This is a genomic window from Neisseria sp. 74A18 (genome assembly GCF_001308005.1).
In the GTDB taxonomy this organism is placed as follows: Bacteria; Pseudomonadota; Gammaproteobacteria; order Burkholderiales; family Neisseriaceae; genus Neisseria; species Neisseria dumasiana.
Map to the genome: position 1 here is coordinate 1 of NZ_LGZA01000029.1, position 15,015 is coordinate 15,015.

Below are 15,015 nucleotides of genomic sequence, written 5' to 3' on the forward strand. Positions count from 1 at the left end.
GGGGTGGTTTCGCCACAGACAACGCCTTCGTCATCCACTTCGATGGCCTGACGCTGTTTGCCGCCGGCCGTCTGAATAATGGTGGCGTCAACGATGGCGGCGGATGCTTTCTCTACTTTTAAGCCCTGGTCAGTCAGTTGGCGGTTAATCAGATCCAATAGTTCGGCCAAGGTGTTGTCTTGTGCCAGCCAGTTGCGGAAACGGCAAAGGGTGCCGTGGTCGGGAATGAGGAAGTCGTCGAAGCGGCAGAAGAGTTGGAAATCGATGCGGGTGATGAGGCTGTATTCGAGTTCGGGGTCGGAGAGGCTGTGCCATTGGCCGAGCAGGACGGCTTTGAACATGGAGAGCAAAGGATAGGCGGGACGGCCGCCGTTGTCGCGCACGTAGCGGGTTTTGCGGCCGGCGAGGTATTGTTCGATGGGTGTCCAGTCAAGAATACGGTCGAGTTTGATGAGTGGGAAGCGGTCGAGATGTTTTTCGATGTGGTGGAGGGCATCGGTGTGCAAAAAGCTGCTCATGAACAAAATCCTCTAAATTCTCGGAGTTTGATGTGAGTGGGAATTTAGAGGATTTTTGAGGGTTTTGCAAAGGTCTCAGGCTGAAAAAAACGCCCGATGGCATGAGCGATCGGGCGTTGGGATGCATCCTGTTTTATCGGTGCGTTTCTACTTGCACCAGAGGGGCTTCATCATGAAGTGCGGTTTCTACCGGTTTCGTCACGTCCGCGCGTCGCAGCCCGCTTGAGGCTTCGGTGTGCGTTGATGCAGATGCTGCTGCCAAAGCATCCGCGCGTGTTTCCACCAGTACTAAGCCGCCTAAGTTGAGGCCGTCTGAAACCGCTTTCGGTTGGCTTTCGGTAGGGGTTGTTGAGAGTGCATGTTCTGAGGTTGAAACTTCATTTTGCACTTCGCCAACCGTTTCATTTTCTATATGGCCGATACCGAAAACGGTATTGACTGCTTCTTCTACATTAGCAATCGCAGCAGCAATCATGCTTTGTTCGTCAGTATCGACGGTATTTTCTGCCGGAGCGGAAGGTGCTGAAGATGCAACGGCTGAATCTGATTCGATAGCAAACAGGGCAGGTGCTGATTCGGCGGTGTCGGTGTCGATTTCCGGAACAACCACCACCAGCGGGCTGTCTGTTTCAGCAGCAACGGCTGTGTTTGCCTGTGCCAAAGGAGCAGCAACGGCAACGGCCAAAGGTGCTTCTTCGGCTTCTCCGAATACATGTGCCACGGCAAAGCGGACTTTGTCGGCAGCTTCTTCGATGCTCAAATACTGCTCGATTTTGGCTGCGGATGGAATGTTCCGTTTTTTGCTGCTGTTACGGCGTTCGCGTTGTTGGTCGCGGTCGCGATTGCGGCTGCGTTCTTGGCGCGGAGAACGGTTTTCTCTTTCACTGTTGCCGGCTGTTTTATCGGTACGGACGGCTTCGGCAGCAGGAGCGGTGTTCTCCTGAACGCTCTCGGCAACATTCGGCAGGGCGGCTACGGCAGCGGCAGTTGCGGCTTTATCGTTACGGTTGCGGCGGCGGTTGTCTTGACGCTGTTCGCGATTGCCGCTTTCTTTGGCAACGGCTTTGGTTTCGGCGTCGGACTGGCACGCTTCGGCTGCGTTTTGGCGGCTGCGTTCGCGACGGTCGTTTTGACTGCGGCGGTTACTGCGTGTTTCCTTGTTGTTTTCTTTGATGCTTTCATGAGAATCTGCATCGGCTGTACGCACATCTGCTTGGGTGTCGTCGCTATCTTGGCGTTTGAGATTTTGGTTGCGGCGCGGATTTTGACGGCGGTTGGACGTGCGGCGGCTGTTCGGGCGGTTGCCGTGGCGTTTTTCCGATTTTTCTGTTTCGGGGGCTTTTTCGGATTCGTTTTTGCTGCCGCCGAATACTTTGCCGAGCCATGATTTGAAACCTGTCCACCAAGAAGAAGATGCGGGGGCTTCGCTAACAATCGGAGCAGGCTGGGTGTGCTTCACGCCTTTTACGGCGGGTTCGGGGCGGGCGGTTTTGGCTTTTTCGCCGCCGAAAGGTTTGGCGGTTTCGTCTTCTTCGGGTTCGACAACACGCTTGTAGCTCGGCTCGGCGTTATCGTCCACATCATCGGTACGCACGCGGGTAACGTCGTAGTGCGGGTTTTCGAGATGGATATTGGGAATCAGGAAAACGGATACGTCCAAACGCTCTTCCATACCGAAAAGTTCGGCACGTTTTTCGTTGAGCAGGAAGGTAGCCACATCTACCGGCACTTGTGCGTGTACTTCGCCGGTATTGTCTTTCATGGCTTCTTCCTGAATGATGCGCAGCACATGCAGGGCGGTGGATTCGATACTGCGGATGACGCCTGTGCCGCCACAACGCGGGCAGGCGTTATGGCTGCTTTCGCCCAATGCGGGTTTCAGGCGTTGGCGCGATAATTCAAGCAGGCCGAAGCGGGAGAGTTTGCCCATTTGTACGCGGGCGCGGTCTTTTTTCAGGGCATCGCGCAAGACGTTTTCCACATCGCGCTGATGCTTGGGGTTTTCCATGTCGATGAAGTCGATCACCACCAAGCCGCCCAAGTCGCGCAGGCGCATTTGGCGGGCCACTTCTTCGGCGGCTTCCATATTGGTTTTGAAGGCGGTGTCTTCGATGTCGGCACCGCGGGTGGCGCGTGCGGAGTTTACGTCGATGGAAACCAGTGCTTCGGTGTGGTCGATCACAATCGCGCCGCCGGAAGGCAGGCTGACGCTGCGCGAAAATGCGCTTTCGATTTGGTGTTCGATTTGGAAACGCGAAAACAGCGGAGTGTGGTCTTGATAGAGTTTCAGACGGCCTACGTTGTTGGGCATCACATACGACATAAATTCGGAAATCTGATCATACACTTCTTGGTTGTCGACCAAGATTTCGCCGATGTCGGGGCGGAAGTAGTCGCGGATGGCGCGGATAAGCAGCGAGCTTTCCATAAAGAGCAGGTAAGGCTCGTTGTGCGCACGGCCGGCTTCTTCGATGGCCTGCCACAATTGTTGCAGGTAGTTGAAATCCCATTGCAGCTCTTCCACGCTGCGGCCGATGCCGGCGGTGCGGGCGATCAGGCTCATGCCGCGCGGCACGTCCAATTCGGCCATGGCGGCTTTCAATTCTTGACGTTCTTCGCCTTCGATGCGGCGCGATACGCCGCCGCTGCGCGGGTTGTTGGGCATTAAAACCAGATAACGACCGGCCAGGCTGATGAAGGTAGTTAACGCAGCGCCTTTGTTGCCGCGCTCGTCTTTTTCAACCTGCACGATTACCTGCATGCCTTCTTTCAGCACGTCTTGGATGCGGGCGCGGCCGCCTTCGTAGTCTTGGAAATAGGAACGGGAAACTTCTTTGAAAGGGAGGAAACCGTGGCGGTCGGTGCCGTAATCGACGAAACACGCTTCCAGCGACGGTTCGATGCGGGTAATCACACCTTTATAGATATTGCCTTTGCGCTGTTCTTTGCCCAGCGTTTCGATGTCAAGATCGAGCAGCGTTTGCCCGTCGACAATCGCCACGCGCAGCTCTTCGGCCTGCGTGGCATTAAATAACATTCGTTTCATAACCACCTCGTTTTTGAGCACCCACGAGGCCGGTAATCAGTATTCAACGCTTATAAGCCGCCAATGGTCAGGCCGTCTGAAACGGCGTGTGGGGCATTATCTGAACGAGAAGGAAAATAAAGAACGATAGGCATACGTTAAGGTTTGTGTTGCCGGCTGTTTGCTGTTGTTTATAGATGCCGCCGCTGAAATTGCTTGGTCGGCAATAATGGTTTTTTCATGCCAAAACAGGTGGCAGAACAGTTAAACAGACGCAGAGCGGTATACCTGCTGTTTCGCTGTGATGAATGCTGCGAAACACAATAAATCTGAGCCGTCTTCTTCATTGCTGTCCGGCGGCTTTGTTACCAACGGCTGCGCGCGAATCAACCAGGTGCGTCTTATGCCTGACGGAAAGCCTGCCGGAAAAGGTTAAACTTAATTACGTCTTCACCCGCCGGGCTTGGCGGCAGATGAAGGAAATGCTTTGTGGCGTGCTTTTTAGTATAAAATTCCAGTTTACAATAAGTTTTCAGACGGCCTGAACAATCTGTAAAACGGCCCCCGAAAACGTAAGCGGATTATAGAGAAAATGCCGACAATTAGCAAAGACTTGGTTAACCACATCAGCATCACTGCGGAAGACGCAGGGCAGCGGCTCGACAACTTTTTAATCAAGATTTTGAAAGGGGTGCCCAAAAGCCATATCCAGCGCATCATCCGCGCAGGCGAAGTACGCTTGAATAAAAAACGCTGCAAGCCTACCGACCGCATAGAAGCGGGCGATGTTTTGCGTATTCCGCCGGTGCGCATTGCCGAAAAGCAGAGGCCGTCTGAAAACATGCCCGTGCCTGCGCGTGATTTTGAAATCGTTTACGAAGACGATGCGATGCTGGTGGTGAACAAGCCCAGCGGCGTAGCGGTGCACGGCGGCAGCGGGGTAAGTTTCGGCGTGATCGAGCAATTGCGCCGCGCCCGACCCGAAGCGCGTTATCTGGAGCTGGTGCACCGTTTGGACAAAGACACCAGCGGGTTGTTGATGATTGCGAAAAAGCGCAGTGCGTTGGTAAAGCTGCACGAAGCCATCCGCAACGACCATCCGAAAAAAGTTTATCTGGCCTTGGGCGTAGGAAAGCTGGCGCAGGATAAGTTGAATGTGAAACTGCCGCTGTTCAAATACACGGGCGCACAAGGCGAAAAAATGGTACGCGTGAGTGAAAACGGCCAGCATGCGCATACGGTGTTCCGTGTATTGAAGCGTTTTTCAGACGGCCTGCTGCATCAGGTCGGCCTTTCGCATTTAACATTGGTGGAAGCCACCTTGAAAACCGGCCGCACCCATCAAATCCGCGTGCACATGCAGTCGCAGCATTGCCCGATTGCGGGCGACGAACGCTATGGCGATTATCAGGCCAACAAACGGCTGCACAAATTGGGTTTGAAGCGGATGTTTCTACATGCGGCGGAGTTGCATTTGCAGCACCCGCTCACGGGCGAGCCGTTGCATTTGAAGGCCGAGCTGCCTTTGGAGTTGCGGCAGATGGTGTTGATGCTGGAGGGCGGCCGGCAAGCAGAGTAAAAAAGCGGGGCATATATGCTCCGCTTTTTTTATCCATTGCTTAGAAAAGCGGTTGTGATGTTGGTTGAAATGGGCGGTACTCGTTATGGGAAAGCATGCCTGCTTGCAATCGGTTTAGTCGTGAGCGGGGTAGGAGCATATTTGCCGCAACGATTTGATTAGAAATCAAATCCCATTTGGTCGGGTAATTCGGTGGAGATTTGCCCTTCGCGTGCGGCTTTTTGCAGTTTGCTGCGGCGCATGGCAATCAGGCGCATGACTTGGTGTTTTTGTGCGTCGGACATATTAAGCCAATAGAGCCGCTCTTCCCGACTGCGCAGGCAGCCTTTGCAATAGCCTTTGCTGTTGGCTTCGCATACGCCGATACAGGGGCTGGGAATGGCAAAGAACTCGAGTTGTTCCATAAACAGTGGCAAAAAAAAGAAACATTCTGATACCTTTGCAAGACTTCGAACTGCATCCGCATCCGAGGGTTTTGCAAAGGTCTCATTCTGCTTGAAAAATACGCTATGTTCAATGGTTTGCCGCATCAGTGTTTTTCAGACGGCCGGTTGCAGGGATATTGCAAGAGGCCGTCTGAAAAGCCGTTTAAGACCGGTTTTGCGTTTTTATTCTTTCTGTTTAAACCTGCTTTAAACGGTTTTGGAGTATTGCGCCGTGGTTTCTTTATGGCGGAGATGGTAGTCAAAAACCATAGCAATATTGCGGATAAGGAATCTGCCTTTGGGCGTTACCGTTAACCCGCCGGGTTTTAGGCGTAACAGGCCGAGTTCGGCCAAATCCTGCAAATCTTGCAGCTCTTGGCTGAAATAGTCTGCAAACGAAATATTGAACAGGCTTTCGTAGGTTGGGAATTCGAGAGAAAAGCGGCACATCAAATCTTGAATGATGTCGCGGCGCAATAAGTCGTCGCTGTTGAGACGGTAGCCGCGCATCACCGGCAGGCGGCCTGCGTCGATGGCGGCGTAATAGGCGTCGATGTCGCGTTCGTTTTGAACGTAGGCATTGCCGATTTTGCCGATGGAAGAAACGCCGATGGCGATCAGGTCGCAGTCGGCATAAGTCGAATAGCCTTGGAAGTTGCGTTGCAGACGGCCTTCTTTCAGGGCGATGCACAACTCGTCTTCGGGCTTGGCAAAATGATCCATGCCGATAAATACATAGCCGCGCGCCGTCAGCGTTTGCACCGCATATTGCAGGATGTCGAGTTTTGCTTCGCTGTCGGGTACGGCGGCGGTATCGATGCGCCGCTGCGGTTTGAAAATGTGGGGCAGGTGGGCATAGTGGTAAAGCGCCAAACGGTCGGGATTGAGCGAGAGCACGGTGTCGATAGTGGGCTTGATGCTTTCGGGCGTTTGATGCGGCAGGCCGTAAATCAAATCCACGCTCACCGATTTGAATCCGGCTTCGCGGGCGGCTTCGATCACTTCTCTGGTTTCTTCGACGGTTTGAATGCGGTTGACGGCTTTTTGTACTTCGGGGTCGAAATCCTGAATGCCGACGCTCATGCGGTTGAAGCCGAGCCTGCCCAAATGCAGCACGGTCTCGCGGCTGACTTTGCGGGGGTCGATTTCAATCGAGTATTCACCGTCGGGCAGTAAGTCGAAATGGCGGCGGATCATGCCGAAAACGCGCTCAAGTTGTCCGTCATTCAAAAAAGTGGGCGTGCCGCCGCCGAAGTGCAGCTGTATCAGCGGATGGCGGCCGTTTAAGTGCGGTGCCAGCAGGTTGAGTTCTTTTTCCAGATATTCGATATAGGCATCGGCGCGGGATGTGTCTTTGGTGATGATTTTGTTGCAGCCGCAGTAATAGCAGATGGTGTTGCAGAAGGGAATATGGATATACAGCGACAGCGGTTGGTTTGGGCTGCCCGCTTGGCGCATATCCAGCGAATGAATGTATTCTTGCGCATCAAAGCCGCTGTGAAAGCGGTCGGCGGTGGGGTAGGAAGTATAACGCGGGCCGCTGGAAGGCAGCGATGCGATCAGGTTACGGTCGAATTCGGGCGATTGGCTGGCAATGGCGATATTGATGGTATTCATGTGTGGTTTCGTGTGTTGTTTAAAGCCTGTTTGTTGTACGGTGTAGGCGCGGTTAAGTGAAGCTTTAGCCGTTATTTTTAATCCATAGGCAAAATAAGGGTATTTTGCTAGAATAAGCAAGTTATCGACAACGTGCCTTGATGCGAGTCAATATTTGATTAGTCGGGGTAATATCACACGCTGCTTATGAATAAAGGTTAACCGGGTATGCCAGCACATACTGTACCAAACCAGATGAAAACATTGTGTTCGACATGCTCTCTGCGCGAGTTGTGTCTCCCCGTAGGTCTGATGCCGGCCGAGTTTGCCCAACTTGATGCCGTGATCCGCCAAAGCCGCAAATTGAAAAAAGGCGAATGCCTGTTTCGCGCGGGCGATGCTTTCAGCTCTCTTTTTGCTATTCGCACAGGTTTTTTCAAAACGACCATCGCCAGCCAAGACGGGCGTGATCAGGTTACCGGCTTTTTTATGTCGGGCGAGCTGATCGGTATGGACGGTATCTGCTCCCATACGCACAGTTGTGATGCGGTTGCTTTGGAAGACAGCGAAGTGTGCGAACTGCCTTTTGCGCATATGGAAGAGTTGGGGCAGAAAATCCCCAGCCTGCAAACCCATTTCTTCCGTATGATGAGCCGTGAAATCGTGCGTGATCAGGGTGTGATGCTGTTGCTGGGCAATATGCGTGCCGAAGAGCGTTTGGCGGCTTTTTTATTAAACTTGTCCAACCGCCTTTATTCGCGCGGCTTTGCGGCAAACGATTTTATTTTGCGTATGTCGCGCGAGGAGATCGGCAGCTATTTGGGGTTGAAGCTGGAAACGGTAAGCCGAACCTTGTCGAAGTTCCATCAGGAAGGTTTGATTTTGGTGGAGCACAAGCATATCCGCATCCTCCAGCCTGATGCCTTGAAACAAATGGTGTCGGGTTGCGCACATGCTTTGTGATGTTTAAGTAATCGAACGAAGCAATGAAATAACATGAGGCCGTCTGAATTTTTTCAGACGGCCTCATGTGTTGGAAAAGGTCGGGTTATTTACACTTTTTATACCAAACAGCTTTTGTTTTTTGCAGGAATGATGGTTTCGTGATTTTTGAGTATTCTCAAGAACGATGCGGCTTCACCGTGCCTTTCGGCATTCTTGACAACCCTCAAAAATCCCAAAATGGGTCTGCATGCAAAAAACGGAAAGTGTAAACAACGCTAGAATTTCCTACACCTCTCTTATTTCAAAACATTTGTGTTTAATTAGCTGCGGTAGTCGGCATTAATCGACACGTAATTATGCGATAAGTCGCAGGTATAAACCGTGGCCTGTTCGCCGCCGCGTTGCAGATCGACGCGCACGGTAATTTCGTCTTGGTTCATGATCATCTGCCCGGCTTCTTCGGTGTAGCTCTCGGCTCTGCCGCCGTGTTCCGCAACCAAAGCAGAACCTAACCACAAGCGTACTTTGTCGGTATCGAAGTTTTCCAAACCGGAATAGCCGATGGCGGCAAGCAGGCGGCCGAGATTGGGGTCGGAGGCGAAAAACGCGGTTTTCACCAAAGGCGAATGGGCGATGGAATAGGCAACTTTGCGCGCTTCTTCGCGGCTGGCGGCGTTTTCTACGTGAATGGTAATGAATTTGGTGGCGCCTTCACCGTCGCGCACAATGGCTTGCGCCAATTCGAGTGCAAGGCTGCCGAGCAGCTCTTTCAGTTGGTCGTAACGCGGGTCGGCGATATTGTCGATTTCATTTTGGCCGCATTTGCCGGTGGCTACGATGACGAAGCTGTCGTTGGTGCTGGTGTCGCCGTCAACGGTAATGGCGTTGAAAGAAAGGTCGGCGATTTCTTGTGTGAGCATTTGCAGCACGGGCTGGGATACGTTGGCATCGCACACGATAAAGCCGAGCATGGTGGCCATGTTGGGGCAAATCATGCCCGCGCCTTTGGCAATGCCGGTGGCGCGCACGGTGTGGTTGTTGCCGATTCTGCCTTCGCGGCTGGCGGATTTCGGCACGGTGTCGGTGGTCATGATGGCGCGCGCGGCATCGTTCCAATGTGCGGGTTTTACGTTGGGCAGGGCGGAGACGATTTTGGCAGCGGGCAGCGGCTCGAGAATCACGCCGGTAGAGAAGGGCAGCACCTGCTCCGGTTCGCAGCCTATTTGTTTGGCGACGGCACGGCAAACGGTTACGGCATCTTCACGGCCTTTGAGACCTGTGCCGGCGTTGGCATTGCCGGTGTTGATAACCAAAGCGCGGATGCCGTTTTCGTTGGACAGATGTTCTTTGGCAATGTGTACGGGGGCGGCGCAGAAGCGGTTTTGCGTGAATACCGCGCCGACGGTATTGTCGGTATTTAATACGATCAGCGTTAAATCGTCATGGGCGGCTTTCTTCACGCCTGCCTGCCCGATAAAAACCTGTGCGCCGTCTACGGTAAGTAATTCTGCTGCGTATTTTTCTTTTAGATTCACTGCCATTTATCGGTTCTCCTTAATATCGACCTGTTTGGCGGCATATTCTTCCTGAACACGCTGCCGGAAACGTGCGCCTGCCGCATGGTAAAACGGCTTGGGTGAAAACTGGCGCGACACTTGAGATGCAAAAATAGCACCAATCAACAGCCAAAACAACAGATTCTGTCCGCCCGTCATTTCCATCACGACAACGCTGGAGGTAAGTGGAGATTGCGTGGCGGCGGCCAAAAAGGCGGTCATGCAGATTAACACCAAAACGTTGACGCCGGTTTGCAGGTCGGCAAATTGGGCGATGTGCTGGCCGATCATGGCGCCGACGGTGAGCGAGGGTGTGAAAATGCCGCCGGGGATGCCCGCCCAGTAAGACAGCACGGTGGCAAGCCATTTGGCTGCGGCCACACCGAAAGGCGCGTCATACATGCGGCGTAAAGCGTCGGAGGCTTCGTGATAGCCGGTGCCGAATGTCTGTCCTTGATAAATCGTACCGAGTGCGGCCAGCAGTACGCCGATAACGCCGGCCAACATAATGGGATGGCGGCGTATCCAGCCGCGGTATTTTTCGGGCGAAAAGGCCGCCGCACCTTTATACAGCATACGGGCAAACAGGCCGCCGGCCACGCCGCACACCAGTGCGCTCAGCAATACCCAAATCAGCATGTCGTCCAACTCGGTGCCGTGAAAGCCTGAGAAATAGGGGTTGTTGCCCTGAATGGCTACCTGAATGAAACCGGCTGCCAAGACGCCGATGAAAATCTGCCGCTCCCAGCGCAACAGTATGCCGCGCCCCAATTCCTCGATGGCAAACACCACACCGGCCAGCGGAGCGTTAAAAGCAGCGGCCAAACCGCCTGCCGCGCCTGCGGCAATCAAATCGTTTTCCTGCATGCCTTTGAAGGCAATATTGTGTTTTTTGCACCATGCGCCCCAAGCCGACATTACGGCGGCACCGACTTGCACCGAAGGCCCTTCACGCCCGATAGACGCGCCCGCGAGCATACCCAAGAAGGTAAGCGGGATTTTCAGCATGGTTTGCCACAGCGAAATCAGCCGCGTTTTTTGTGCGCCGTAGGGTAACGACAATGAAGCCAGCACCTGCGGAATGCCGCTGCCGGCGGTATAGGGCGCGAAACGGCGCGTCAGCCACACAATCAAAGGCAGGCCGAGCGGCAGGGCTACCCACGCAAACCACGGGTATTCTTTAACCAGCCGCGCATTTTCTTCTAATGCCCAGTCGGCCATTTTGGCAAAGGCCAGCGACACCAAAGCCACCAGCGCGGCACCGGCGAGCAGGAACATAAAAGCCAGCGTTTTGCGCGACAGCCGTTGGGTTTGGTTGAGTTTGTGGATGATTTTTCGCTTGAGTATCCGGTAATGTGTTGAAAAAGAGGATTTCATGGGAATGACAACCTGTAATGTGCAGTAATCGGTTTCAGACGACCTCGGAGACATGTTCGGCAGATTGCCGGTAAATGGCGGTGCGCCGTTGCGTTCGTCGAATCGGCAAGGTGTTGCAGAATCATCATGTTTGCGGTGTGCCGACAAACCGCTATTATGAGCAGATTTTTTCTCCGTATAAAGGTTTGCCGCAATACGGCGCAAAGAATGTTGCAGCCTTGCAGATTGCGGTGTTCGCCTGGGAAGATGGGAACGCTTTTCAGGCAATGTGCGGCAAATTGTGCTTTCAGACGGCCCCGTTCCGACCAAGCCGTAGATAAACATAAGATATTGCTTATGGAAAAAGTAAAAAACACTCTGCTATACTAGCGGGCTTACTTACTGACTATGAGAGCTTGTATGCCCCATAAAAGCCGTTTCAACACCACCGGCCCCAAAATCGGCCTCAGCGTGCGATTGGCGGAAAACCAACAAGAAATCGAAGCCGCGCAACGCCTGCGTTACCAAGTATTCGCCGAAGAATTGGGCGCAGACATTCAAAGCGGCAACGGTTTGGATGTGGATGAATACGACGAACACTGCCACCATTTGCTGGCTTTCGACGATGCCACCGGCGAAGTCATCGGCTGCTACCGCCTGATTACCGAAGAAAGCGCCCGAGCCGTAGGCTCGTGGTACAGCGAGCACGAATTCGACCTTTCCCCTTTGAAAGACATTCTGCCCCAAACCGTAGAACTCGGCAGAGCCTGCATCCATCCCGATTACCGCAACGGCGGCTTGATTATGCTGCTGTGGTCGGGCTTGGTAAAATTTATGCGCGATGAAAACCTGCGTTTTATGATAGGTTGCGGCAGCATCAGCACCACCGACGGCGGCCACGAGGCAGCCGGCCTGTATCACGCATTGAAAGAAAAACATCTGGCACCGCTGCAATGGTGCGTGCGCCCGCTCAATCCCCTGAAATGGGACGAATTGAACCCCGTTGAAAATCCCGTTTGCCCGTCGCTGGTCAAGGGCTATCTCAACGCCGGAGCATGGTTCTGCGGCGAACCTTGCGTAGATGAAGCCTTCAATTGCGCCGACGTGTTGATTTTAATGGACATCAACCGTTTGAACGACCGTTATCTGCAACGTTTTGCCCCACGATTAAAATAAACCGGTCAGGCCGTCTGAACCCTGTTTTCAGACGGCCTGCCTATATTTTTTCTTCACACACCATGAAAACCTTACGCACTGTTTTCCGACTTCTCTGCATAGCCGGTTGTTTGCTTTACGGCATGCTCGAAATGTTTTTCCTGTTTCCTTTCTATAGCAAGCAACGCAAACTGCGCGCCATACAATTATGGTCGCTGCGCGTGCTGGCTTCCTGCGGGCTGAAGCTCAAAACTTACGGCAACCTGCCGAAAGAAGGGCAGGGGCAGATGATGATCTGCAACCATATTTCATGGCTCGATATTATGGCCATTAACGCCGCTTTCCCCGGCCGTTTTGTGGCCAAAGACGATGTGGCCAAATGGCCGGTTGTCGGCTACCTCGCCACACAGGCGCAAACGGTTTATGTTACGCGCAACAAAGGAACCGAAGGCAACAGCCAGAAAATCCGCCATGTTACCGAGGCATTGAAAAACGGCGACACGGTTACGCTGTTCCCCGAAGGCACGAGCAGCGAAGGCCGAGAAATTCTGCCGTTTAAAACCAGCTTTTTCCAAGCAGCCAATGAAGCGGGCGTGCCGTTGGTGCCGGTGTTGTGCCGTTATCCCAATCCCGACGGCAGCAGCCCCAATCCGGCCATGGCTTACTACGGCGACATCAGTTTGGTGGAATCTATCCGCATGATCGCTTCGCAGCCGGGCGGTACGGCGGAGCTTTATTTCCTCGACCCCGTGCCGTCGGGTGCGGACAGGCAGGAAATTGCCCGCCATATCCATCATCTGTTGAGCGAAAAACAACGGGAACTGGGGTAAGTTTATTGGTTATATCGAGGCCGTCTGAAATATTTTTTCAGACGGCCTTTGCGTTGCATGCAGCGTTGGGTTTGCCTTGGTAAAAGTTAAGTTAATTGATTATAGGTGTAAGTTTCGGGCACGGGATGCGTCCATGTCAGTAGATAGATTTTTTAACCGGTTATTTAGGTGATCAAAATGGAAAAACTGATTCAAACATTCCGACAATCGAATTTTGATATTGCTGCCCTTCGCGCCGGAGTATTTCTGGTTTTTTTGGTTTACGGCATTTTCAAATGGATGCAGTTTGAAGTGGACGCTTTGGAAGCCATGCTGCCGAAAACTTGGTTGGGCTTTCTTTATCCGCTTTTAGGTGCGCACGGTGCCAGCTATCTGCTCGGGGTGGTAGAGGCCGTGGCTTATATTTCGCTGTTTTTAGGTTTTTTCAAACCGCGCCTGAGCATTGCGGGCGATGTTCTGGTTATTGTAACCGGCTTGGTTACGTTGAGCCTGCTGTTGCAGATCGGCTTTAACGGTTTTGTGTTTAAAGATGTGATGCTGATAGGTGCGGGTTTGGTGTTGTTGAAACACGATTTGGGCAAACCGGCGTAGCTTGTAAGAAGACCTTTGCACAGGTCGCAACCTATTGGAAACCTATGGAAAAGGCTGAACTTTGCGTCAAACAAAGTTCAGCCTTTCGGTTAGTGATGAGGGCTGTATGAGCGTTCAGACGGCCTGAGACCTTTGCAAAACCCCATCTGCGGCGCATTTCTGCGTTGTGCGCTGCTCGCTCGTTTGCCTATCTATGTGATATGTCTGCACTCGCTGTGCTGCTACGCCTTGAACTGCATCCACATCTGGTACTTTTGCAAAGGTCCCAGCCTGCTCGATCATCGCCTTGTTTTACAGAAACGGTTATTTATAACCGGCCTGTTTCATCAGCATTACGGCTTTTTTCTGATTGCTGCCGGCTACCGATACGTTGATCACGTCTTGTTTGAATTTACCCCATTTGGCCACTTTCGGATCGGGGTTGATTTTCGGGTTGGCAGGATATTCGTGGTTCAGGTCGGCAAACAGGTTTTGCGCTTCGCTGCCGCTCAACCATTCGATGAATTTCTGCGCTTGGGCGGCTTTTTTGGTGTGCTTGGTCACGCCCGCGCCGGATACGTTGACGTGTGTGCCTTTACCTTGTTGGTCGGCGAAGAATACGCCAACGGGCAGGTTGGGCTGTTTGTCCATCAGGCGGCCGTAGTAGTAGGTGTTGGCAATGCCCACGTCGCAACGGCCTGCGCCGATGGCTTCAAGCATGGCGGTGTCGTTGGCAAACGGCTCGGTGGCCAAGTTGTTGACCCAGCCCTTCACGATTTGGGCGGTTTTGGCATGGCCTTGGTTGGCAATCATGGTGCCGACCAAAGATTGGTTATAGACGTTGTTGGACGTGCGCAGGCACAGGCGGCCTTTCCATTTCGGGTCGGCCAGATTGGCATAGGTGGAAAGCTCGGAAGGCTTCACTTTTTGAGTATTGTAGAAAATGGTGCGGGCGCGTACGGAGAGACCGAACCATTGGTTTTTCGGGTCGCGCAGGTTGGCGGGGATGTTGGTTTTCAAGGTTGCGGAGTTGATGGGACGCAGCAAGCCCATTTGGGTGGCCTGCCACAGGTTGCCGCCGTCAACGGTGATGAATACGTCGGCAGGGCTGTTGCTGCCTTCGGCTTTGAGTTTTTCCATCAGGGGGCCGGCTTTGTCGTTAACCAGTTTGATGGTAACGCCGGTTTTCTTTTGGTAGGCTTCGGCAACGGGGCGCAGCAGGTTGTCGGCGCGAGACGAGTAAACCACCAGTTCTTCGGCAAATACGGGAGCGGCCGCCAGCATGGCTACGGAAACGGCAAGTGCTTTTTTCATCATGTTTCTGATCCTCTTCAATGACCTTGAGTTTAAGTTGATGTGGAGGCAGGTTGTTATTCGCAAATGGAAACGGTTTTAGAGGTAAATGTTTCATTGGGAACAACAATTGCCATTCATCTGTGTATTGTAATGAAGTATCGTAT

General features: G+C 53.0%; 12 protein-coding genes. 5 read left to right on the plus strand and 7 right to left on the minus strand.

Translation table 11 applies throughout. The features are described from left to right. On the minus strand, positions 1-518 hold a 518-nt coding region (locus tag AKG43_RS09175; RefSeq protein WP_197273105.1), incomplete at its 3' end, for a transposase. 133 nt (positions 519-651) lie between these two features. Beyond that, positions 652-3,555, minus strand: coding sequence for an Rne/Rng family ribonuclease (locus tag AKG43_RS09180; RefSeq protein WP_054600289.1), 2,904 nt, complete (start codon positions 3,553-3,555; stop codon positions 652-654). A 580-nt stretch (positions 3,556-4,135) separates the two neighbouring features. On the opposite strand from AKG43_RS09180, the gene AKG43_RS09185 reads away from it, so the two are divergent. After that, positions 4,136-5,122 carry an RluA family pseudouridine synthase gene (locus AKG43_RS09185; protein WP_054600267.1) on the plus strand — a complete coding sequence of 329 codons (987 nt, stop codon included), beginning with the start codon at positions 4,136-4,138 and terminating at the stop codon, positions 5,120-5,122. 158 nt (positions 5,123-5,280) lie between these two features. Here AKG43_RS09185 and AKG43_RS09190 read toward each other — a convergent pair whose 3' ends face one another. Next, positions 5,281-5,526 carry a DUF1289 domain-containing protein gene (locus tag AKG43_RS09190; RefSeq protein ID WP_054600268.1) on the minus strand — a complete coding sequence of 82 codons (246 nt, stop codon included), beginning with the start codon at positions 5,524-5,526 and terminating at the stop codon, positions 5,281-5,283. 228 nt (positions 5,527-5,754) lie between these two features. Next, positions 5,755-7,164, minus strand: a complete 1,410-nt coding sequence (gene hemN / locus AKG43_RS09195; RefSeq protein ID WP_054600269.1) for an oxygen-independent coproporphyrinogen III oxidase — start codon at positions 7,162-7,164, stop codon at positions 5,755-5,757. 207 nt (positions 7,165-7,371) lie between these two features. Between hemN and fnr the strand changes: the two genes are divergently transcribed. After that, positions 7,372-8,106, plus strand: a complete 735-nt coding sequence (gene fnr / locus AKG43_RS09200; protein ID WP_054600270.1) for a fumarate/nitrate reduction transcriptional regulator Fnr — start codon at positions 7,372-7,374, stop codon at positions 8,104-8,106. Between the two features lie 302 nt (positions 8,107-8,408). Here the strand turns inward: fnr and argJ are convergent, their stop codons facing one another. Together argJ and AKG43_RS09210 are read right to left on the minus strand one after the other, a co-directional pair. Next, the gene (gene argJ, locus AKG43_RS09205; protein ID WP_054600271.1) at positions 8,409-9,629 is read right to left on the minus strand and encodes a bifunctional glutamate N-acetyltransferase/amino-acid acetyltransferase ArgJ; all 1,221 of its coding nucleotides are present in this window, start codon (positions 9,627-9,629) and stop codon (positions 8,409-8,411) included. Then, positions 9,630-11,021, minus strand: coding sequence for a chloride channel protein (locus tag AKG43_RS09210; RefSeq protein WP_054600290.1), 1,392 nt, complete (start codon positions 11,019-11,021; stop codon positions 9,630-9,632). Positions 11,022-11,420: 399 nt separating this feature from the next. On the opposite strand from AKG43_RS09210, the gene AKG43_RS09215 reads away from it, so the two are divergent. The 3 genes from AKG43_RS09215 (at position 11,421) to AKG43_RS09225 (ending at position 13,576) form a co-directional block, all read left to right on the plus strand. Continuing rightward, positions 11,421-12,176: a GNAT family N-acetyltransferase gene (locus tag AKG43_RS09215; RefSeq protein ID WP_054600272.1), complete on the plus strand. Its 756-nt coding sequence runs from the start codon at positions 11,421-11,423 to the stop codon at positions 12,174-12,176. A gap of 62 nt (positions 12,177-12,238) precedes the next feature. Beyond that, positions 12,239-12,985, plus strand: a complete 747-nt coding sequence (locus tag AKG43_RS09220) for a 1-acyl-sn-glycerol-3-phosphate acyltransferase (protein ID WP_054600273.1) — start codon at positions 12,239-12,241, stop codon at positions 12,983-12,985. A 177-nt stretch (positions 12,986-13,162) separates the two neighbouring features. Continuing rightward, the gene (locus tag AKG43_RS09225) at positions 13,163-13,576 is read left to right on the plus strand and encodes a DUF417 family protein (protein WP_054600291.1); all 414 of its coding nucleotides are present in this window, start codon (positions 13,163-13,165) and stop codon (positions 13,574-13,576) included. Between the two features lie 303 nt (positions 13,577-13,879). Here AKG43_RS09225 and AKG43_RS09230 read toward each other — a convergent pair whose 3' ends face one another. After that, a complete protein-coding gene (locus tag AKG43_RS09230; RefSeq protein WP_054600292.1) occupies positions 13,880-14,869 on the minus strand; it encodes an extracellular solute-binding protein in 990 nt (329 codons plus the stop codon). Between the last annotated feature and the right edge of the window lie 146 nt (positions 14,870-15,015).